Origin of the sequence: Streptomyces sp. CT34 (assembly GCF_000805335.1) — a bacterium.
Lineage (GTDB): Bacteria > Actinomycetota > Actinomycetes > Streptomycetales > Streptomycetaceae > Streptomyces.
Genome location: NZ_KN708638.1, coordinates 4,995,755 through 5,017,171, shown reverse-complemented (window position 1 = coordinate 5,017,171; position 21,417 = coordinate 4,995,755). Strand labels below are relative to the sequence as shown.

Genomic DNA, 21,417 nt, shown 5'->3' with positions numbered 1-21,417 from the left:
CCCGGACAGGGGTGCGGCCCTCGGTACGTACCGGTACCGGTCCGGCTCAGTGGAAGAAGTGCCGGGTCCCGGTGAGGTACATCGTCACGCCGGCCTTCTTCGCGGCCTCGACGACCAGTTCGTCGCGGATCGAACCGCCCGGCTGGACAATGGCCCTGACGCCGGCGGCGATCAGGATCTCCGGGCCGTCGGGGAACGGGAAGAACGCGTCCGACGCCGCGTACGCGCCGCGCGCCCGCTCCTCGCCCGCGCGCTCGACGGCGAGCTTGCAGGAGTCGACGCGGTTGACCTGCCCCATGCCGACGCCCACCGACGCGCCGTCCTTCGCCAACAGGATCGCGTTGGACTTCACCGCGCGGCACGCCTTCCAGGCGAACGCCAGCTCCGCCAACTCGTCGGCGGACAGCGCCTCTCCGGTGGCGAGGGTCCAGGTGGCCGGGTCGTCGCCCTCGGCCTGGAAGACGTCGGTGTGCTGGAGCACCGCGCCGCCCGACAGCAGCTTGAGGTCACCGGGCTGGTGCGGGGTGCCGTCGACCTTCAGGACGCGGATGTTCTTCTTGCGGGCCAGGATCTCGACCGCGCCGTCCTCGTACGCCGGGGCCGCGATGACCTCGGTGAAGATCTCCGCGACCTGCTCGGCGAGCGCGACGGTCACCGGCCGGTTCACCGCGACCACCCCGCCGTACGCCGAGACCGGGTCGCAGGCGTGCGCCTTGCGGTGCGCCTCGGCGACGTCCGAACCGACCGCGATACCACAGGGGTTGGCGTGCTTGATGATCGCGACGCAGGGCCGCTCGTGGTCGTAGGCGGCGCGGCGGGCGGCCTCGGTGTCCACGTAGTTGTTGAAGGACATCTCCTTGCCGTGCAGCTGCTCGGCGTTGGCGATGCCGCCCGGCTGGCCGTCCACGTAGAGGGCTGCGCCCTGGTGCGGGTTCTCGCCGTAGCGCAGGGTGCTGCGGCGCTCCCAGGTCCCGCCGAGGAACTCGGGCAGCCCGGCCCCGTCCGCCTCCGGCGCGTAGACGTTGGTCATCCAGGAGGCGACGGCCACGTCGTAGGCGGCGGTGTGCTGGAACGCCTCGGCGGCCAGCCGCTTGCGGGCGGCCAGGTCGAAGCCGCCGCCCTGCGCGGCCGCGAGGACGTCGGCGTACCGCTCGGGGCTGGTGACCACGGCGACCGAGGGATGGTTCTTGGCGGCGGCGCGGACCATCGAGGGGCCGCCGATGTCGATCTGCTCGACGCACTCGTCGGGGGTGGCGCCGGAGGCGACGGTCTCCCGGAACGGGTAGAGGTTGACGACCACCAGGTCGAACGGCTCGACGCCGAGGTCGGCCAGCTGCCGCTGGTGATCCTCAAGGCGCAGGTCGGCGAGGATGCCGGCGTGGACCTTGGGGTGCAGGGTCTTGACCCGGCCGTCGAGGCACTCCGGGAAGCCGGTGAGCTCCTCGACCCTGGTGACCGGCACCCCGGTGGCGGCGATCTTCGCGGCCGTCGACCCGGTGGAGACGAGCTGGACGCCCGCCGCGTGCAGCCCCTGGGCCAGCTCCTCCAGCCCGGACTTGTCGTAGACGCTGACCAGCGCGCGCCGGATGGGGCGCCGCGTACCTTCGGTGGCGGTCACGAGATACGTACCTTTCGTCCCTCTATGCGGTAGCCGTGACGGGCCAGACGCCCCACGACATCGACGAGCAGCGTTCGCTCGACTTCCTTGATGCGCTCATGCAGCGCGGATTCATCGTCCTCGTCCCGGACCTCGACCACGCCCTGCGCGATGATCGGGCCGGTGTCGACGCCGTCGTCGACGAAGTGGACGGTGCAGCCGGTGACCTTCGCGCCGTACGCGAGCGCGTCGCGCACTCCGTGGGCACCGGGAAAGCTGGGCAGCAGCGCCGGGTGGGTGTTGACCGTCCGGCCGCCGAACCGGGCCAGGAACTCCTTGCCGAGGATCTTCATGAAGCCGGCCGAGACCACCAGGTCCGGGGCGTGCGCGGCGGTCGCCTCGGTGAGCGCCGCATCCCACGCCGCCCGGTCCGCGTAGTCCTTGACCCGGCACACGAACGTCGGCAGCCCGGCCCGCTCGGCACGCTCCAGACCGGCGATCCCGGTCCGGTCGGCGCCCACGGCCACGATCTCGGCGCCGTACTGCGCCGCGCCCTGCGCGGCGATGGCGTCGAGCAGCGCCTGGAGATTGGTGCCCGATCCGGAGACGAGGACCACGATCCGGGCCGGGGCGGGGCGATCGGGGAGGGAGGAGGGGGCCACGATGGGGGTCTTTCTCGCGGTCGTGAGGCGGGTCTTGGGGTGCGATCTGGGGGTTGTACGGTCGCACAAAGCGAGGGGTCGCGTGAATACGGGGAACCCTACGAACGAGCCGACCGTCAGCAACGATACCGGCACACCGCGCGGCCCCCGCGGGACGGGGGCGGGCACGGGAGGTAGCGTCGGGCGGGAGAACGCACGCAGTTCATGGTGACCGTGCCCCCGGCCGACCCGCCGGACGGACGCCCGAGACAAGGGGAAGACGCACTCCAGATGCCGGACCGACGCCGCCGCGCGGCTCTCCTCCGCCCCACCCCGGCTACCGCTGGGTGGGGCTTCCAGCCCGCCACCGCCCCCGGCGCGGTCCTGCTGCCGCGTGAGCGCAAGTCGTCGTCCTCCCCGGACTCGCCCACCCCGGACTCGCCCTCCTCGGGTAGGCCCGACCCCGCCGGCACCTCCGCCCCCAAGGGGTCCCCCGCCCCCAACCGGGACAACCCCTTCGCCCCGCCGCCCGCCGGCGCCCCCGACCAGGAGTGGCGCCCCCGCACCCCGGCCGGGCACGGGCAGGACCGGGGCGGCGACGGCAACGGCAACGGGGATGGCGACGGCGGCCAGGAGCGGCAGGACGGACCCCCGGCCTGGGGCAGCCAGTGGAGCAGCCGCCAACCGGGCCGGCAGAGCGGCGAGTTCGGCAGCCGGCCGGGCCGCGGCGGCCCGCAGGGCGGCGGCCAGGGCGGACCGGGCACCCCGGGCGGCCTGCGCTGGGACCCCACCGACCCGGTCCAGCGCCGGGCGCGCTACGCCCTCCTCGCCGGCATGTGGTCGTTCTTCTTCGTGCTGTTCAGCCTGCCCGAGGTCGCGCTGCTGCTGGGCTCGCTGTCCCTGTACTGGGGCATCAGCGCGCTGCGCGGCAAGCCCGACCCGGCGAAGACGCGGGCCGCGGCGGCCACCGCGGCCATAGAGGGCCGCCCGGCCCCCGCCGGCCCGCCCCCTTCGCCGGGCGCCACCCGGCCGCAGACCACAGCGGCGATCGCCGGCCTGGTCACCGCCTCACTGGCGCTGATGATGGTGGCCGCGACCTTCACCGTCCAGATCGTCTACCGCGACTACTTCTCCTGCGTGAACGACGCACTGACCCAGTCGGCCAGCAAGTCCTGCGAGAACCTCCTCCCGCCGCAGCTGCGCCCGCTGCTCAGCCAGCAGCAGCCCTAGGAGCTGTCCGGTCGGTCGGGCCCGGACGGGCCGGCCGGCCGCCGTCAGCGCTCCCGCCCGCCGTCGGAGACCGGTACGGCATCGGAGACCGGTACCGCATCGGAGACCGGCAACGCATCGGAGTCCGATACGCCGTCGGACACCGTTACGGCGTCGGAGACCGGCCCCTCATGGGAGACCGGTACGGCGTCGGAGACCGGCCCCTCGTCGGAGGCCAGTGCCTCATGGGAGGCCGGTACGGCGTCCGAGACCAGGCCCTCGTCAGAGACCGGCACCTCATCGGAGACCGTTACGGCGTCCGAGACCAGCCCCTCATCGGACACCGGCACCGCATCGGAGACCGTTACGGCATCTGCCTCCGAGGTCCTCCGGCGGCGGAGTCGGAGGCGAGGCACGGCAAGGCGAGGCAGGGCAGGGCGGGGCAGGTAGCGGCGGAGGCTGATCCGGCCGGCCGCGGCGCGGCGGTCGGTGTACCGGTGCCAGGCGCGCAGCACCAGTGCGCCCGGTACGCCGAGGAGTGCCGTCCAGCCCGTCGCCGCCAGGCCCGTGAGCCACCAGCTCGGGCCGAACGCGGCCAGCGCGCCGTTGCCCATCGCACCGCCGGAGAGCCCGGCCAGCACCGCGAGCACCACACCGCAGAGCGCCGCCGCCAGGGCCGCGACCTTCACCGTCGCCCAGCACCCCCGGTGCCCGTCCGTGGCCGCGTACCGGGCGAGCACCACGCCGGCGGCCACCGGCGCCACCGCCACCGCCCAGGTCAGCGGCCTCCCCGGGCCCGGGTCCGGCACGCCGCTGAGCAGCGGGAAGGGCGGCAGCGGCGGGTGTGCGGAGGTGCCCAGCGGCCCGATCGCGCTGCCCGCGCCGAGCGTGAAGCCGGGCCCCAGCCCGTACGCGGCGCCCCAGACGGCCGCGTTGGGGAGCAGCGTGAGGCAGAGCAGCAGCACCGTGCCGCGCCCGACCCAGTCCGGCGCGAACTGGAGCAGGTCCTGGCAGAGCCGGCCGGTGTGCAGGGCGAGCCCGAGGACGGTGAGCAGGAGTCCGGCGGCGAGCAGGGCGACGGCGGCGGCCGCGCCCGCCCGGACGGCGGCGAGGGCGGTCCGGGGAGCGGGGACGACGGCGGGGAGCACCGTGGTCCGCAGGACGGTGGCGGCGGTCCGGGCGGCGATGGCGAGCCGGGAGCCGGATGGCGGGTCGCCGGCGCCGGGCGGTGGGGCCAGCGCGCGCCGGAGCCGGGGCGGCAGCAGGGCGGCGGCGCCCCGGCCGAGGGTGTGCCAGGCGGTGCCGGCGAAGGTGGCGACCGCGGTGCCCGGGACGGAGAGCAGCGCGCCGATCGGGTCGGCGGACAGCCGGCCGGTCGAGCTGTAGAGCAGCGCACCGGCGGCGACCAGCAGGTATCCGGCGAGCAGTGCGCCGAGCAGGGTGTACGGCGGGACCGCCGGGTCGGGGCCGGGCACCGGGTCGGCCCCTTCGTCGGTCGCGGTGGCCAGGGTGTGCCGGGCGGACCGGTGGAGCAGCCAGACCGGGAGCACCGCGAGCAGCAGCGGCGGCACCCCGACCGGGACCGCGTCGCGGAGGAGACCGCCGCCGTGCGCCATGAACCACAGGTCGGCGGCGAGGTGCAGCGACCGGGACGGGCCGCTGTCGGGGTACGGGGAGACGACCCAGAGGAGCAGGACGGCGACCGCGACGGCCCCGAGGCCGAGGCCGGCGGCGGTCACCCCGCCGACGAACGCGGCGCCGATCGCGGAGGAACGCTGTGCGGCGGTGCGGCCGTGCGAGGACAACGCAGGACCGCGATCGATCGGCTGACTCACACCGTCATGCTGCCAACAACACCCGTTTCATCCATGTACTGGGCATTTGCCCGACGTGTCGCGCGGGATCCGCCGGCGCCCGTTTTCACACTGCTCCTATGACACAGCGCGACCGGCGGCACCTCTCCCCCGTCCCCGACACCATGTCAGAAACCGGCGGACAGCTCGGAACTGATGTCCCGTCAGCGATCTTCGACGCGCTCTACGACGGGCATGCCGGGCCCCTGACCCAGCAGGTGTATCTGCTCACCGGCCGGGCCCGGCTCGCCCGCCGGGCCGTCGAGCGGGCCTTCCAGACGGCCTGGCAGCGGTGGCCGGAAGTGGCGGCTGACGCGGACCCGGTGGGCTGGGTGCGGGCCGCCGCCCACGACCACGCGCTCGCCCCCTGGCGGCGGTTGCGACCACGGGCCGCGGAGCGCCCCGGACCCGAGACGCCCGCACCGCCGCCCCTCCCGCCCGCGGACCAGGCGCTGCTGGACACGGTGCTGGCCCTGCCCGCCCCGTACCGCCGCGCGCTGCTGCTGCACGACGGGCTCGGGCTCGGCCTGGACGAGACCGCGGCGGAGGTGGAGGCCAGCACCCCGGCGGCGACCGGGCGGCTGACCCATGCCCGCGAGTACCTCGCCGAGCGGCTGCCGGAGCTGGGGCTCAAGGGGCTGCCGCCGGGGCGCCAGGGCGAGGTGCTGCACGCCCGGCTGGCGGCGCTGACCGCGTCCCGCCCGGTGGCGCCGCCGGCCGCGCGGACCGTACGGGAGCGCAGCGAGCGGCGCACCCGGCGGACCACCCGCGCGGGCTTCGGGGCGACCGGGCTGCTGGCGCTGACCGCGGTGGCGGTGGCCATCACCACGCCGGGCGGCCACGCCCCGCCCCCGGAGCGCTCCGTGGCGGCCTCGCCGACCCCGCAGGTCCGGCAGTCCCCGCCGGAGCACCGGGCGGCGCCGTACCGGCGGGCCGCGCCCCGCGCGCGGCACGGCGGCGCCCGCCTCACCCCGGACGTCCTGCGGTGAGCCACCGCCCGCCCGCACAACGGCCGTGGGCCCGCACCCTCTTGGGGGTACGGGCCCACGGCCGTGCGAACGGCGGTGCCGCCATGGGACCGTCCGGCGGCAGCCGGCCGGTCCCCGGAGAGGGAGCCGTCAGCCGCCGAGGATCTCGCGGGCCAGCAGCGCGGTCTCGGACGGGGTCTTGCCGACCTTCACGCCCGCGGCCTCCAGGGCCTCCTTCTTCGCCTGCGCGGTGCCGGACGAGCCGGACACGATGGCGCCGGCGTGGCCCATCGTCTTGCCCTCGGGCGCGGTGAAGCCGGCGACGTAGCCGACGACCGGCTTGGTGACGTTGGCCTTGATGTAGTCGGCCGCACGCTCCTCGGCGTCGCCGCCGATCTCGCCGATCATCACGATCAGGTCGGTGTCGGGGTCGGCCTGGAACGCCTCCAGGGCGTCGATGTGGGTGGTGCCGATGACCGGGTCGCCACCGATGCCGACGGCCGAGGAGAAGCCGATGTCACGCAGCTCGTACATCATCTGGTAGGTCAGCGTGCCGGACTTCGACACCAGACCGATGCGGCCGGGCTTGGTGATGTCGCCCGGGATGATGCCGGCGTTGGACTGGCCGGGGGTGATCAGGCCGGGGCAGTTCGGGCCGACGATGCGGGTCTTGTTGCCCTTGGCCTTCGCGTACGCCCAGAAGGCGGCGGAGTCGTGCACCGCGATGCCCTCGGTGATGACGACGGCCAGCGGGATCTCGGCGTCGATCGCCTCGACGACGGCGGCCTTGGCGAAGGCCGGCGGGACGAAGAGGACGGAGACGTTGGCGCCCGTCTTCTCCATCGCCTCCTTGACGGAGCCGAAGACCGGGACCGCGTTGCCGTCGAAGTCGACCTCGGTACCGGCCTTGCGCGGGTTGACACCGCCGACGATGTTGGTGCCGTCACCGAGCATCAGCTTGGTGTGCTTCATGCCGGTGGCACCGGTCATCCCCTGGACGATGACCTTGCTGTCCTTGGTGAGGAAGATAGCCATGGTTGTTGGAGTCCTCGTCCCTTACTTGGCCGCGGCCAGCTCTGCGGCCTTGTCGGCCGCACCGTCCATCGTGTCGACGCGCTGCACCAGCGGGTGGTTGGCGTCCGAGAGGATCTTGCGACCCAGCTCCGCGTTGTTGCCGTCGAGGCGTACGACCAGCGGCTTGGTGACGTTCTCGCCCTTGGACTTCAGGAGCTCCAGGGCCTGCACGATGCCGTTGGCGACCTCGTCGCACGCGGTGATACCGCCGAAGACATTGACGAACACGGACTTCACGTCCGGGTCGCCGAGGATGATCTCCAGGCCGTTCGCCATGACCTCGGCGGAGGCGCCGCCGCCGATGTCGAGGAAGTTGGCGGGCTTGACGCCGCCGTGCTTCTCGCCGGCGTAGGCGACGACGTCCAGGGTGCTCATGACGAGACCCGCGCCGTTGCCGATGATGCCGACCTGGCCGTCGAGCTTGACGTAGTTCAGACCCTTGGCCTTGGCGGCGGCCTCCAGCGGGTTGGCCGCGGCCTTGTCCTCCAGGGCCGCGTGGCCGGACTGGCGGAACTCGGCGTTCGCGTCGAGGGAGACCTTGCCGTCGAGGGCCAGGACCTCGCCGCTCGCGACCTTGGCCAGCGGGTTGACCTCGACGAGGAGCGCGTCCTCGGCGACGAAGGTGCTCCACAGGGTCACCAGGACCTCGGCGACCTTCTCGGCGACGTCGGCCGGGAACTTCGCCTGGGCGACGATCTCGCGGGCCTTCTCGATGGAGACGCCCTCGTTGGCGTCGACCGGCACCTTGGCGAGCTTCTCGGGGGTCGTCGCGGCGACCTCCTCGATGTCCATGCCGCCGGCCACCGAGGCCATGGCCAGGAAGGTGCGGTTGGTGCGGTCGAGGAGGTACGAGACGTAGTACTCCTCGACGATCTCCGGCGCGGTCTCGGCGATCATCACCTTGTGGACCGTGTGGCCCTTGATGTCCATGCCGAGGATGTCCGTCGCGCGGGCGACGGCCTCGTCCGGCGTGGCGGCCAGCTTCACGCCGCCGGCCTTGCCGCGGCCACCGACCTTCACCTGCGCCTTGACGACCGACTTGCCGCCAAGGCGCTCGGTCGCCGCGCGGGCCCCCTCAGGCGTGTCGATGACTTCACCGGCCAGCACCGGTACACCGTGCTTGGCGAAGAGGTCCCTCGCCTGGTACTCGAACAGGTCCACGCGCGTCCGTCCCTTGTCTTCTCAGAATCGCCGTAGTGATCGCGGTTCGTTCGTCTGCGATGGGCGTGCCGCGAAGGGCAACGTGACGGCGCTGTCACAGGGGAGGCGTATACACGGTGTCCGGATACGCGGCATGTCCGTCCCGCAGGTTATCGCCGCAGGACGCGCGGCCCTAAATCGCAGATCACACTCCGGCGGTGATTACGGTCACAGATCTTTAGGCCACGTTAGCTCTCCGTCGCATTTCCGCATGCCGCCGACGGGGTGCGGGACATATTCCGCGGATCGCCTGTCACGGCGCGGCGGCCGTGTCGCCATCCGCCGTGCACTCCGATGCCGTCCGCCGTTCGCACGCGGGGCCGGCGGCACCCGGGCGCACCATCCGGCGCGGTTCCGGTTCCGGGTAGGCGGGAATCCGCTTGGAGAAAAGGTGCGCACGGGCCGCACAACACCTCCGCACGGGGGCCCGAATGACCTCTTGCCCCTTCAACTCCCCACGGTGGAAACCGCGTTGCGCACTTTCGCATCAGGAGTCACAAGCCGGGGCCGCGCGCTTCGGGCTTGGTCCCGTGCAGGTCGGTCGGCAGATCGTTCTGCACCGGTGCGGGCGGGGGAAAACTTGATGGGTACCGGGGGGATGCACGACCGCGGCGGCACCGACCGGTCACGGCCATGGGCTCTTCCGCACCCGCTCTCCCTCCCCCATTCTCGCTGCTGCCGCCGAGGCCGGGGCATCCGCCGTACGAGCCGTTCCCCGGTGGGGAGTTCTTCCGGCCGGGGGCGGGCGGACCGGTGATCGAGGCGATGGGCCGGCGGCTGATCGCCGAGGGCTGCGACCACTACCGGCACGGCCCCGGCCCGGAGTGGAACGAGGCGCACCGCAAGTCGTACGCCTCCTGGCAGCGCAGGCTCGGCTTCCACGGCAAGGACGCCGACGGGGTGCCGGGCCGGGTCAGCCGGGACCGCCTCCGCGTCCCCAACTCGCAGGCGCAGCAGTCCCGTTAGCCCACTTGGTCCCGTCAGGCCCGTCAGGCCCGTCAGGCCCGTCAGGCCCGTTATCCCTGTCAGTCCCGTTGGGGACGCCGTGATCCGCGTACGAAAACGCCAAGGCCGGACGGCCCTCCCCCACAGAGGGCCGCCCGGCTGTTATGGGATGCGCCGGAGTGACGTGCCGTCACGCCGCATCAATCCGGCGGCTTCCGGTACCGGCCGCCGCCGCGGCCGGTACCGGGGCTGTTGCCCGGCGGGCCTCAGACGCCCTGGACCGGGAGGGCCGGGGCGGCGGGCAGCGCCGGGATGGCGGGCAGCGCCGGGATGTTGGCGGCGTTGGTCAGGTCGGCCAGGTTGGCCGGCACGGCGGGCACAGCCGGCACGGCCGGAACGGCGGGCACGGACGGCACGGCGGGCACGGACGGCACGGACCGCGGGGTCAGGCTCTTCGCACCGGCGACGGTGGTGGTCGCGGTGCCCTTCGCGTCGGCCACGACCACGACGGTCAGGCTCTTCGCGAACGGCACGGAGTCGGCGCCCAGGCCCTGCGCGAGAGCGGTGGTGTTGCCGGTGACCGCCTGCGCGAACGGCGTGGCGTCGGCCGCGACCCGCTGGGCGAACGGGACGGCCTCGGTGCGCAGGCCCTCGACGAACAGCTGCGCGTGGCCGTCGACGACGGTCGCGAACGGGGTCGTCCTGGCGGCCACGTCACCGGCGACCTTGCCGGCGTTGCCGACCTCGCTCTGGGCGACCGGGAGCACCTTGGTGACGGCGCGGCCGACGACCGGCGGCTGCACGTCGGCCACGACCTTGTCGACGACCGGACGCGCGGTGGCCAGCCCGCCCTGCGCCTGCTTCGTCAGCTGCTCGGGGCGGATGCCCGCACCGGCCAGACCGGCCAGCAGGTTGTCGACCGAACCCGGGGCCTTGGGCAGCTCAGGAGCCTTGGGCAGCGCGGGAGTCTCGGGCAGCGCCAGGGTCTTGGGCAGCGCCGGGACGCCGGGCAGACCGGCGGCGGGCAGGCCCGGGGTGGCGGGCAGCTTCGGCAGCTTGCCCTTGGCCAGCTTGCCGGCCTTGCCCAGGTCGAGGCCCTTGCCGGACTTCTTGCCGTGCTTCTTGCCCTTCTTGCCCTGGTCGTCCTGGTTGTCGTCGCCCTTCTTCATGCCGTCGGCGTGCACGCCGGAGAGACCGGCACCGCCGACGAGCTTCTGCGCGCCGTCCACGGCGCCGCCGAGCTGCGACAGCTGACCGGTGGGCAGCCGGTCGGCGGAGACCCCGCCGAGGGCCCCGGTCGCCTTGCCGGCCGCGCCGGACACGGTCTTGGTGACGTCGCCGGTGGGCAGGTGCTGGGTGGCGCCGGCGACCGAGCCGACGGAGGGCAGGTCCGGGGTGGCGGGCAGCTCGGCCGCGTTGGCGGCGACGGAGCCCAGGGCCCACAGACCGGAAGCGGCGGCGGCAACGGCGATGGAACGGCGGATGTTCGAGCGCATGGTGGAGAAGTCCTTCGAGTTCAGGAGTGGTGTCGGGCAGACCTGTCCCGCCCCCGCGCGGCAGGTCCGGTTACAGACGCGGAACGGTCTGCCCTAGCCGGGGAATTCGAGGATTTCTTCGGCACGGCGGCGCGTCGGGGCGCCATCAGCCGTGCGGACGCCACCGGGCAGCAGCCGGTAGCGCGGGGAGTCCGCCGGGAAGGCGGCGTGCTGACCCCCGTCACGGGGGCCGTGGCCGCCGCCCGCGGAGTGCGGGGCGGGCGCCACGGGGCCCTGCGGGAACTGGCCCGGCAGGCCGTGGTGGCCGGTGTCCCGCTGCTGGTGCACGACCGGACGGGGCTGCGCGGCGGCAGCGTGCTGCGCGCCGCCCGCGCAGTGCGCCGGACGGATCGCCGGCCGCGCGCCGGAGACCTGGCCGGTGGCGACGGTCCCGGCACCGGCCGGCTGCGCGCCGCTCGACGCCCCGCCGTGACCGGGCGTAACGCCGTCGCCGGGACGGCCCGGCAGCTCACCGAACGGGAGATGGACCGGCAGCGCACCGCCGACCACGTCCCCGAGGCCGCCGATCTCCTTGACGGCACCGACCACTCCGGCCACCGGCCGGGCGACCCGGTCGGCGACCGGTGCGGCGGCTCGCGCGGCGGGACGTACGACATCGGCGACCGCACCGGCCGCGGCGCCGGTACGCCGGGTGGCCCGGTCCCGGGCCGTCGCGCCCTCGCGCGCCAACGCGGCGTCGGAGGACGGCAGTCCGGAGGAGCGGTACGTCGCCCCGGCCCGGGTGGCGGCCCGGTCCGGGGTGGTGGCTCCGGCCGCGGCCCCGCCCGGAGCCGGAGCTCCGGTGAGAGCCTGCGGGCCCGAGCGGCCGTCGGCCTGCCCCAGGTCGGCGGCGTGCGCGCCGGTGCCGAAGGCGAAGCCGAGAGCGAGGAAGCCGACCAGGAAGAGCCCCGACAGCAGCGCGCGCCGCACGACCACGGTGCGCGGCAGGCGCACGGCGGCAGGCATGGCGAGCACAGCGGACAAGGAGGGGACCTTCCCATACGGACGGGGACACCCGGGCACAGTGCCTCGGTGTCGCGCGCGTCACGGGTGATCGAGCGATGCGCTGATCCTTGCACGACCGACCAGGTGCCGTGCAAGTCCCTCCGGCACTCCTGTCACCGTTGCTCCGTCATGTCCGGTATGGGCAGCGGTCTTTTTTCGATTGCCGCCGCCATCACATCCGGAAACAGGTCCGGCGTACACGCGAACACCGGTGCCCCCAGGGCCGCCAGCGCCGCGGCATGCTCCCGGTCGTAGGCGGGCGCCCCCTCGTCGGACAGCGCCGGCAAGGTCACGAACTGCACCCCGGAGGACTTCATCGCCGCGACCCGTTTCAGCATCTCGTCCCGGATGCCGCCCTCGTAGAGGTCGCTGATCAGGACCACGATGGTCTCGGCGGGGCGGCTGATCCTCGACTGGCAGTAGGCCAGCGCCCGGTTGATGTCCGTACCGCCGCCCAGCTGCGTCCCGAACAGCACGTCCACCGGATCGTCCAGCCGGTCCGTCAGGTCGACCACCGAGGTGTCGAAGACCACCAGCCGGGTGTCGACGGCCCGCATCGACGCCAGCACCGCCCCGAACACCGAGGCGTACACCACCGACGCCGCCATCGACCCGGACTGGTCGACGCAGAGCACCACGTCCTTCTTCACCGACCGCGCGGCCCGGCCGTGTCCGATCAGCCGCTCGGGGACGACCGTCCCGTACTCCGGCAGGTAGTTCTTCAGGTTGGCCCGGATCGTCCGGTCCCAGTCGATATCGCGGTGCCGCGGCCGGCTGATCCGCGCGGAGCGGTCCAGCGCCCCGGTGAGCATGGCCCGGGTGCGGGTGGCGAGCCGCTTCTCCAGATCCTCGACGACCCTGCGGACGACGGCCCGCGCGGTCTCCCTGGTCGTCTCCGGCATCACCTTGTTCAATGACAGCAGTGTGCCCACCAGATGGACGTCGGCCTCCACGGCCTCCAGCATCTCCGGCTCCAGCAGCAGCGCGGACAGTCCCAGCCGGTCGATGGCGTCCCGCTGCATCACCCGCACCACGGAGGACGGGAAGTACGTCCGGATGTCCCCGAGCCAACGCGCCACCCCGGGGGCCGAGGCCCCGAGCCCGGCCGTGCGCCGCCCGCCGCCACCGCCGCCCCGGCCGCCCGCCCGGCCCTGTCCGTAGAGCGACTCCAGCGCCCCGTCCATCGCGGCGTCCCGCCCCCGCAGCTCGCATCCCGTGCCGTCCGCCCCGGCGTCCCCGAGCACCAGCCGCCAGCGCCGCAGCCGCTCGGTGGTCGGCGTGGTTGCTGTGGTTGTCGTGGTCGCCGTGGTCGCCGTGGTCGCCGTGGTCGCCGTGGTCGCCGTGGTCGCCGTGGTCGCTCCAGTCTCTGTGGTCATCTCCCCGCCCCCATGAGGATGTTGGTGTTGCCGGCGTACGCGTTGCCGGCGTACGCGTTGCCAGTGTCCATGTCGCCGGTGTCGGCATTGCCGGCATCAGCGGCATTGCCGGCATCGGCGTTGTCACTGCGTTCCCCGTCTCCACCTCCACCCCCGCTCCCGTTCCCGTCCCCGCCCCCGTCCCGGTCCGTCCCCAGGAGGAGCCGCAGCGTGGGCAGTACGGCGGCGGCGCGGTCACGGTCCAGGCCGGGGCCGAAGCCGGGTGCCGCCGCGGCCGAAGGGCCGCCCGCCGGGTGCCGGGCGGCGGCCGGGCCACGGCGGACCAGCTCGCCGAGGATGCGCCGTGCACCGGCCTCGTACTCCGAGAACGTCCGGCGCAGCAGCGGCAGCACGTCCGTGAACGCGGCGGCCGGCACGCTCGTCAACCAGCCGTCCACGAGGGCCAGCAGCCGTTCGTCGTGCACCAGCAGCATCCCGCCGTCTGCGCCGCCGACGAAGCCCTCGATCCAGCCCGCGGCGTCGGCGGGCGGGGTGCCGGGCGAGAGCGCCGCCGCCATCAGCCGCTCCGCCCCGCCGTCGCCCAACTTCCCGTCGTCCAACTGCCCGTCGTCCAGCAGGAGTCGGGTGGCCCGGCCGCGGATCAGGCCCGGTACGGCGTCCCGTTCGCTCAGCGTGCGCAGCACCACGGCCCAGCGCTGCCGCAGCGACGCCGCAGGCTCTCCGGCCGCCCCGGCCGCCCCGGTCGCCCCGGCCGAGCAGGCCGCCCCGGCCACCTGGCCGAGCAGGCCGACGGACTGCTGGGTGGCGTCGAGATGGCCCCGCATCTGCGCCGCTCCGTCCGCGTCCAGCCCGGCGCAGGCCGGCGGCAGCCCGACGAAGATCCGTTCGGCCAGCCCGAGCGCGACCTCGCGGAGCGCCGCGCCGTCGGTGCCCCGAACGTCCCCGTAGCGCACCGACCGGACGAGCGCGGGCAGCGCCTGGGCGAGGTGGCCGACGTCCGCGTCCAGCGCGGCGCGGTCCGCGAGCACCCGCATCACCACCGGCAGGGCGTCGGGGAGCCCGGCGACCAGACAGCGCTCGGCGAGCACGGTCACCTCGGCGAGGGCCGTAGCCGCCGAGGCGTCCGCAGCGGCCTTGGCGGTGGCCGCCGCGAGCACGGTCGTTCCCCAGATACCGGCCTCGGCGACCCGTACCGTCAACTCCGGCTCCCAGCACAGCCGCCAGGTCTCCCGGAAGGTGCCCTTCCCGGCCCGGGAGCGGACGGGCTCGCCCCAGGGGATGCCGAGCAGCCGCAGCCGGTGCAGCAGCCGACTGCGTCCGGCGTCGGTCTCCGTGCGCAGATCCAGCTCCAGTTCCCGCTCCGCCGCTTCGGGCTTGAGCCGCAACGTCCGCCGAATGCGGGCGATATCGCGCTGCAACGGGACGGCAGGGGCGTCCTCGGGCACTTCGCCCAGCACCTCGCCGACCACCAGCCGGTCGTGGATCAGCGCGGACGGGGCGTCGGAGCCCCCGCCCATGACGGCCCGGACGGCGTCGTCCAGCTCCGCCAGCCCGGCCAGCGGGCGCCCGCGCAGCGCGGCCAGCGCTTCGGCGAGCCGCACCGCCTCGATGACATGCGCCGACGAGACCGGGTAGTCCTCCTCGCGGAGCAGCCGGGCCGCCTTGGTCAGCCAGCGCTCCACGGGGCGGTCGGGGGCACCGAAGAGATGGCCGTACCAGCCGGGGGAGGCGATTCCGGCGCCGTACCCGCTGCGCCGGGCCAGCCGCCGGTGCGTCCAGGGCACCCAGGTGACCGCGGTCTTCTCCTTGGGCAGGCCCTTGAGCAGCTGCCGGTCGGCGGCCACGGTGGTGCGCCGGGCCAGCGCGGGCACGTGCCAGGCCCCGCAGACCACGGCGATCCGGTCCCCGAACTCCCGGCGCGCGGCCCGCAGTCGGAGCCGCATATGGGCCTCGCGCACCGGGTCGTGACGGTGCCCGCCGTCCCCGTGGGCCGCGCGCAGCGCCGTCATCGCCTCGGCCAGCGCCGCGAACGGAGCCAGCGCGTCCGCGCCCGATCCTCCCCCACGCTCGGCTGCTCCCCCACGCTCGGCTGCGCTCACGCGGGGGGACCCCCATTCGCGGGGCGCCCCCCATTCGCGGGGCGATCCCCATGCACGGGGCGACCCCCATGCCCCCCGGTGCTCGACGACGTCCTCCCACCAGCGCTCGGGATCGTCGTCACCGGCCGCCTCGGCCAGTACGCGCAGGGGGTCGACCCGCGCCGCGGGCGCTGCCGCCGCCTCCGGCCCGGCCCCCGGTTGCGCACCCGGCCCGGCCGCGGATTCCGCCGGTGGTTCGGCCGCCATCGCCAGCGAGTGTGCCGCCGGGAGATCGATGAAGCGCACCGGAACGCCGTGCGCCAGCGCCCAGCGCAGCGCCACCCACTCCGGCGAGAACTCGGCCAGCGGCCAGAACGCCGCGCGGCCGGGGTCGTCGACCACGTGGGCGAGCAGGGCCACGGGAGGGCGCATATCGTCCCGCGCGGCCAGCGGAACCAGCTCGTCCGCCTCCGGTGGGCCCTCGATCAGCACCGCGCCGGGCGCGTACTGCTCCAGGGCGGCCCGCACCGCCCGGGCCGACCCGGGGCCGTGGTGCCGCACCCCGAGCAGCACCGGCTCGGCCGCGCTCCCCCCGGTCATGCGCCCACCTCGCGGCAGGCGCGGTAGAAGTCCTTCCAGCCGTCGCGCTCGCGCACCACGGCCTCCAGATACTCCTGCCAGACGACCCGGTCCGCGGCCGGGTCGCGGACGACCGCGCCCAGGATCCCGGCGGCCACGTCCCCGGGGCGCAGCACGCCGTCCCCGAAGTGGGCGGCGAGCGCCAGCCCGTTGGTCACCACCGAGATGGCCTCGGCGGTGGAGAGCGTCCCGGAGGGCGACTTGAGCTTGGTGCGGCCGTCGGCGGTGCTGCCGTCCCGCAGCTCGCGGAAGACGGTGACGACCCGGCGGATCTCGTCCGGCCCCTCGGGCGCGGACGGGAGCCGGAGCGAGCGGCCGATCTGGGCGACCCGCCGCGTCACGATCTCGACCTCCTCCTCGGGTGTGGCGGGCAGCGGCAGCACGACCGTGTTGAAGCGGCGGCGCAGGGCGCTGGAGAGTTCGCTGACACCGCGGTCGCGGTCGTTGGCGGTGGCGATCAGGTTGAAGCCACGGACGGCCTGCACCTCCTGACCCAACTCCGGTATCGGCAAGGTCTTTTCGGACAGGATGGTGATGAGCGTGTCCTGGACGTCGGCCGGGATGCGGGTCAGCTCCTCGACGCGCGCGGTCATCCCCTGTGCCATGGCGCGCATCACCGGGCTGGGCACCAGTGCCTCCCGGCCGGGGCCGTCGGCGAGCAGCCGGGCGTAGTTCCAGCCGTAGCGGATCGCCTCTTCGGGCGTGCCGGCGGTGCCCTGCACCAGCAGGGTGGAGTCGCCGCTGACGGCCGCCGCCAGATGCTCCGACACCCAGGTCTTGGCCGTCCCCGGCACCCCGAGCAGCAGCAGCGCGCGGTCCGTCGCCAGGGTCGCCACCGCGACCTCGATGATCCGGCGCGGGCCGACGTACTTCGGCGTGATGACCGTGCCGTCCGCGAGCGTGCCGCCGAGCAGATAGGTCGCGACCGCCCACGGTGAGAGCCGCCAGCGCTCCGGGCGCGGCCGGTCGTCGGCCGCCGCGAGGGCCGTCAGCTCGTTCGCGAAGGTGTCCTCCGCGTGCGGCCGGAGGGCCTCGCCGGCGGTGCCCCGCTCGCCGGCCGCCGTCGCTTCGGTGTTCTCGGACATCGTTTCCCCCTCGTCGCGATGCGCGGCCGGCACCCCGCGAACTCACCGCCGGCCGCTTGCGGTTCCCAGCCTGCACCACGCCACTGACAATCCCCCGGAAACCGCCACTGAGCTGCGGAAACCGCGAGGGCGGGGGCGATTGTCAGTGCCGCGTCGTAGCGTCGGGGACATGAATCCGCAGGGGGAACGCTGGACGACGGATCAGGTGCTCGCACTGGCGCCTGACGAGGCATCAGTCACGGCGGGCGGCAGGCTCGCGGCGCCGGGCTCGTGGTCGGAGACGGGCGCGCGCGACGGCGCGGTGTGGGGGGAGTGCAGGGGCAGCGGCAAGAAGCCCTACCGGACGGTCGTGGATGTCAAGGGCCCGGCGTTCCGGTGCAGTTGTCCGAGCCGCAAGTTCCCGTGCCAGCACGCGCTGGGCCTGCTGCTGTTCTGGGCCGGGACGGGCGCCGGCGGGCATGGCGGGGAGCCGGGGGCGGTCGCGGCCGGGGAGCCGCCCTCGTGGGCGGCCGAGTGGCTGGCCGCGCGCGGCGAGCACCCCGGACGGCCGCCGGACGGGGCGACGCCCGGTGGCGGCGCCCCGTCCCGCGCGCCCGCGGCCCCGGAGGCCGCCGAGCGGCGGGCGGAGCGCCGGATGCGGCGGATCGCCGCCGGGGCCAGGGAACTTGAGCAGCGCCTGGAGGACCTGCTGCACGCCGGCCTGGCCGCGGCGGGCCGCGCCGGCGGTGCCTCCCCCTCGGCGGGAGCCGGGCCCGGCGGGGGCTCCTGGGACGAGACCGCCGCCCGGATGGTCGACGCGCAGGCCCCCGGACTCGCCGCGCGAGTACGGGAGTTGGGTGCGATCAGCGGTGCCGGCGCCGACTGGCCGTCCCGCCTCCTGGAGGAGTGCGCCCTGCTGCACCTCCTCGACCAGGGGTTCCTCGGCATCGACCGGCTGCCGGCCCCGCTCGCGGCGACCGTCCGCTCCCGCGTCGGGCTGACCACGGAGGCCGCCGGCCTGCTGACCGGCCCGGATGCCGCGACGGTGCGGGACCGCTGGCTGATCCTCGCCCAACAGGACGGCGAGGACGGCGCGTTGACCACCCGGCGGATCTTCCTGCGCGGTGAGCGGACCGGCCGGATGGCGCTGCACCTCTCCTTCGGGGGCGGCCACCGCCCCCTGGACCCGGCCCTGCCCCCCGGCCTGCTGCTGGACGCGGACCTGGCGTACTACCCGGCCGCCCGCCCGCTGCGCGCCGCCCTGGGCGAACGGCACGCCCCCGCGGTGCCCGGCCCGGTCCCGCCCGGCCGCGGTATCGACGCCGCCCTGGCCGCATACGGTGACGCGCTGCGCGACGACCCCTGGCTGGACGCCTGGCCGGTGGTGCTCACCGATGTCACGCCCATACCGGCCCGGGACGGCGAGGGGTGGCAACTGGCCGACGCGGACGGCGAGTCGGCGCTGCCGCTCGACCCGCGCTGCCTGCGCGCTGCGGCCGTCTGGCAGCTGGCGGCGATATCGGGCGGCGCCCCGCTCACGGTCTTCGGCGAATGCGGCCACCGCGGCTTCCTGCCCCTGACGGTGTGGGACCCCGCGCCGGTGCCGCTGGCCGTCTGACCCCGGCCCGGCGCCCGCGCGCCCCGGCCCCCGGCCGACCGCGTCCACCAGCGACGCCCCACATCCGTGCACCACTCCCACCTGGAGGAAGGGCATGACGACCCCTCCCACACCCACACCCACACCCGCGCCCACCGCCGCCGCCACACCCCCTGTCCCCCGGCTCCCCTCCGCCTCCCCGGCCCCCTGGTCCGATCTGGTCGGCGCCGCCCTGCTCGGGGCCGAGCGGCGGACGCCGCCGGTGCCCGTCCGCCCCGGGCAGAGCGCCGCGGCGGCCCTGCTGGACGCGGCGGCGGTCGGCACGGTGCGCCGGCGCGCCGCGCTGCGCCCCGCGCCGGCCGGTGAGCGGCCCGCCCCGGCCCCGGCCGACCCGCGGCCCCCGCTGCCGCCCGCGGCGCGGCGCAGGCTCGCCCTGCTGCTCGCCGACCGCAGCGGCACCGGCGCCGGAAGCCGCCGCGGTACGGCCCCCGATCTCACCGAACTCCTGCCCCAGTGGCTGGCCTCCGCCGTCGAGCGGGGCTACCGCGCCCCCGAGGCGTTGCTCCCCGCGCTCCTCGATGCGGCCAGGGCCCGTACGGACCTGCGGCCCGCCGCGCTCGCCCTGGCGGGCCCGCGCGCCCTGTGGCTGGCGCGGCTGAACGACGCGTGGAGGTTCGCGCTGCGCGGTCTCGGCGGCCCGGCCGCGCTGCCGGGTGCCGGCGACCCGGAGGCCGTACGGCGCCTCTGGGAGGAGGGCCTGTTCGCCGAACGCGTCGCCCTGCTCACGGCGTTGCGCCGCCGCGACCCGCGGGCGGGCCTGGAGCTGCTCGCCACCACCTGGGCCACCGAGCGCGCCGAGGACCGCCTGATGTTCCTGGACTCCCTGGGCGAGGTCCTGTCGGCGGGCGACGAGCCCTTCCTGGAACAGGCGCTGTCCGACCGCAGCCGCAATGTCCGCGGCACCGCCGCCGAGTTGCTCTCCGCGCTGCCCAACTCCGCGCTCGCGGCCCGGATGGCGGAGCGCGCGCTGCGCTGCGTCGCCCTGGACGACCGGGCCGCCGGCGAGCCCGTGATCACGATCGATCCGCCCCGCGTGTACGACGCCGGGATGCAGCGGGACGGCGTCCTTGTCCGGCCCCCTTCCGGGCGGGGCGAACGCGCCTGGTGGCTGGCCCAGTTGGTGGAGGCGACGCCCCTGGACCGCTGGCCGGGGCACCTCGGGGGCGGCGGCCCGGCGGAGATCGTCGCGCTCCCGGTGGCCGGCGACCGGCGGACCGAGCTGCTCGACGCATGGTGCCGCGCCGCGGTGCGCCAGCGGAACGCCGGCTGGGCGCGGGCGCTGCTGGGCGCGCCCGGCAGCGCCGCGCAGGCCGCCGCGGAGGTGGCGCCGGGCGGCTCGTCGCGGGATGTGACGAGGCTGCTGGCCGTCCTACCCGGGGAGGAACGGGCCCTGTGGGTGGCCGAGTTCATCGCCGTGCACGGCCTCGCGGACGCCTTCCGGATGCTCGGCGTCTGCGCGGTCCCCTGGTCCGAACCCCTGGGCCGCGCGGTGGTCGACGCGCTGGACATCGCCCGCGACGCGGGCAGCTATCCGTGGAGCTTCAGCGGGGTGATGGGGCTGGCCGAGCGCTGTCTGGACCCGGCCGCGGCGGACCGGCTCGACATGCTGACGGCGCTCACGGACGAGCCCGAGGGCGCCTCGCCCGGCTCCGGCGGCTACTGGTCCGAGGCGTTCCAGCGCCTGGTCGGCACCCTCCGGCTGCGCGCCACCATGCACGCCGAACTGGCCGGGGCCGGCTCATGACCGCCCCGGGAGCGGGTTCACACGGCCAGCGGGCGCACGTTCGCGTTGACCCAGTCCACGATCGAGGCGGTCGTCGCCCCCGGCGTGAAGATCTCCGCGACGCCCTGCGCCTTGAGCGGGGCGATGTCCCCCTCGGGAATGATGCCGCCGCCGAAGACCTTGATGTCCGCCGCGTCGCGCTCCTGGAGGAGAGACAGCACCTTCGCGAAGAGGGTGTTGTGCGCGCCGGAGAGGATGGACAGCCCGATCGCGTCGGCGTCCTCCTGGATGGCGGTGTCGACGATCTGCTCCGGGGTCTGGTGCAGCCCGGTGTAGATCACCTCCATACCGGCGTCGCGCAGCGCCCGCGCGATCACCTTGGCACCCCGGTCGTGCCCGTCGAGCCCCGGCTTGGCGACCACGACCCGGATCGGCCCGGACCGGCCCGCCGCGCCCTGGCTCCCCGTCTGCGCCCCGTCCTGCCGCGCCACACTCATCACTGCCTCCAAGCCATGCACGGCATCCGCGGGGCGGTGCCGCCGAGCCGACAATCGATCGCGCGACCGCGAACCGGCGGCCACGAGCGTGAACGAACGTTATCTCCAGCATCCCGTACCCAGCCGTTTCGTGACATGCGGCGAGGGGGAAATCACACATGGGACATGTTCGCTACGCACCGTGTTCCGCGTGTCGCGTCGCCGCCAGGGACGGCCGGCGACGGTCACGCGGTCCGGGCGTCCGGGGAGCCGCAGCCGGGCCGTCGCGCGCACCGCCGCACTTCCGCCGCCGCTGCGCATGGCTTCCCGCGAGGGCATACGGGGGTCACAGCCGCCTTCCGCATGCCGTTCGGGAG

At 75.0% G+C, this 21,417-nt stretch carries 15 protein-coding genes and 1 pseudogene; 5 read left to right on the top strand and 11 right to left on the bottom strand.

Features of this window, described 5'->3' with window-relative positions; all coding sequences use genetic code 11:
* Positions 1 to 46: 46 nt before the first annotated feature.
* Complete coding sequence (gene purH, locus RZ84_RS21960; RefSeq protein ID WP_043265719.1) at positions 47 to 1,618, bottom strand: bifunctional phosphoribosylaminoimidazolecarboxamide formyltransferase/IMP cyclohydrolase; 1,572 nt, start codon at positions 1,616 to 1,618, stop codon at positions 47 to 49.
* Positions 1,615 to 2,259 carry a phosphoribosylglycinamide formyltransferase gene (gene purN / locus RZ84_RS21955; protein ID WP_043265718.1) on the bottom strand — a complete coding sequence of 215 codons (645 nt, stop codon included), beginning with the start codon at positions 2,257 to 2,259 and terminating at the stop codon, positions 1,615 to 1,617. The genes purH and purN overlap by 4 nt, the downstream gene beginning before the upstream one ends.
* A gap of 270 nt (positions 2,260 to 2,529) precedes the next feature.
* Between purN and RZ84_RS21950 the strand changes: the two genes are divergently transcribed.
* A complete protein-coding gene (locus tag RZ84_RS21950) occupies positions 2,530 to 3,468 on the top strand; it encodes a hypothetical protein (RefSeq protein WP_043265717.1) in 939 nt (312 codons plus the stop codon).
* Positions 3,469 to 3,512: 44 nt separating this feature from the next.
* Here RZ84_RS21950 and RZ84_RS21945 read toward each other — a convergent pair whose 3' ends face one another.
* Positions 3,513 to 5,282 carry a cell division protein PerM gene (locus RZ84_RS21945; RefSeq protein ID WP_157878879.1) on the bottom strand — a complete coding sequence of 590 codons (1,770 nt, stop codon included), beginning with the start codon at positions 5,280 to 5,282 and terminating at the stop codon, positions 3,513 to 3,515.
* A gap of 98 nt (positions 5,283 to 5,380) precedes the next feature.
* On the opposite strand from RZ84_RS21945, the gene RZ84_RS21940 reads away from it, so the two are divergent.
* Positions 5,381 to 6,289, top strand: a complete 909-nt coding sequence (locus RZ84_RS21940) for a hypothetical protein (RefSeq protein ID WP_043265716.1) — start codon at positions 5,381 to 5,383, stop codon at positions 6,287 to 6,289.
* 129 nt (positions 6,290 to 6,418) lie between these two features.
* Here RZ84_RS21940 and sucD read toward each other — a convergent pair whose 3' ends face one another.
* Positions 6,419 to 7,303 carry a succinate--CoA ligase subunit alpha gene (sucD, locus tag RZ84_RS21935; protein ID WP_043265715.1) on the bottom strand — a complete coding sequence of 295 codons (885 nt, stop codon included), beginning with the start codon at positions 7,301 to 7,303 and terminating at the stop codon, positions 6,419 to 6,421.
* A gap of 21 nt (positions 7,304 to 7,324) precedes the next feature.
* Positions 7,325 to 8,503 carry an ADP-forming succinate--CoA ligase subunit beta gene (sucC, locus tag RZ84_RS21930; RefSeq protein WP_043265714.1) on the bottom strand — a complete coding sequence of 393 codons (1,179 nt, stop codon included), beginning with the start codon at positions 8,501 to 8,503 and terminating at the stop codon, positions 7,325 to 7,327.
* 717 nt (positions 8,504 to 9,220) lie between these two features.
* Here sucC and RZ84_RS35150 point away from each other — a divergent pair.
* Positions 9,221 to 9,508, top strand: a pseudogene (locus RZ84_RS35150) (peptidoglycan-binding protein); the annotation flags it as partial.
* A gap of 245 nt (positions 9,509 to 9,753) precedes the next feature.
* Here the strand turns inward: RZ84_RS35150 and RZ84_RS21920 are convergent.
* From RZ84_RS21920 to RZ84_RS21900, 5 genes are all read right to left on the bottom strand, one after another.
* On the bottom strand, positions 9,754 to 10,983 hold the full coding sequence (locus RZ84_RS21920) for a hypothetical protein (RefSeq protein ID WP_043265713.1): 1,230 nt from the start codon (positions 10,981 to 10,983) through the stop codon (positions 9,754 to 9,756).
* Between the two features lie 93 nt (positions 10,984 to 11,076).
* Complete coding sequence (locus RZ84_RS21915) at positions 11,077 to 12,006, bottom strand: hypothetical protein (RefSeq protein WP_157878878.1); 930 nt, start codon at positions 12,004 to 12,006, stop codon at positions 11,077 to 11,079.
* 134 nt (positions 12,007 to 12,140) lie between these two features.
* Positions 12,141 to 13,403: a VWA domain-containing protein gene (locus RZ84_RS21910; RefSeq protein ID WP_078894069.1), complete on the bottom strand. Its 1,263-nt coding sequence runs from the start codon at positions 13,401 to 13,403 to the stop codon at positions 12,141 to 12,143.
* Positions 13,400 to 16,081 carry a DUF5682 family protein gene (locus tag RZ84_RS21905; protein ID WP_241777806.1) on the bottom strand — a complete coding sequence of 894 codons (2,682 nt, stop codon included), beginning with the start codon at positions 16,079 to 16,081 and terminating at the stop codon, positions 13,400 to 13,402. Before RZ84_RS21905 ends, RZ84_RS21910 begins: the two co-directional genes overlap by 4 nt.
* Entirely contained in the window at positions 16,078 to 17,205 is a 1,128-nt protein-coding gene (locus tag RZ84_RS21900; RefSeq protein ID WP_043265711.1) for an ATP-binding protein, read from the bottom strand. The genes RZ84_RS21905 and RZ84_RS21900 overlap by 4 nt, the downstream gene beginning before the upstream one ends.
* A gap of 169 nt (positions 17,206 to 17,374) precedes the next feature.
* Here RZ84_RS21900 and RZ84_RS21895 point away from each other — a divergent pair, with 169 nt between their 5' ends.
* Together RZ84_RS21895 and RZ84_RS21890 are read left to right on the top strand one after the other, a co-directional pair.
* Positions 17,375 to 18,802, top strand: a complete 1,428-nt coding sequence (locus RZ84_RS21895; RefSeq protein ID WP_043265710.1) for an SWIM zinc finger family protein — start codon at positions 17,375 to 17,377, stop codon at positions 18,800 to 18,802.
* A 94-nt stretch (positions 18,803 to 18,896) separates the two neighbouring features.
* The gene (locus RZ84_RS21890) at positions 18,897 to 20,585 is read left to right on the top strand and encodes a DUF5691 domain-containing protein (protein WP_043265709.1); all 1,689 of its coding nucleotides are present in this window, start codon (positions 18,897 to 18,899) and stop codon (positions 20,583 to 20,585) included.
* A gap of 17 nt (positions 20,586 to 20,602) precedes the next feature.
* Here RZ84_RS21890 and RZ84_RS21885 read toward each other — a convergent pair whose 3' ends face one another.
* On the bottom strand, positions 20,603 to 21,061 hold the full coding sequence (locus RZ84_RS21885) for a cobalamin B12-binding domain-containing protein (RefSeq protein WP_052230083.1): 459 nt from the start codon (positions 21,059 to 21,061) through the stop codon (positions 20,603 to 20,605).
* Between the last annotated feature and the right edge of the window lie 356 nt (positions 21,062 to 21,417).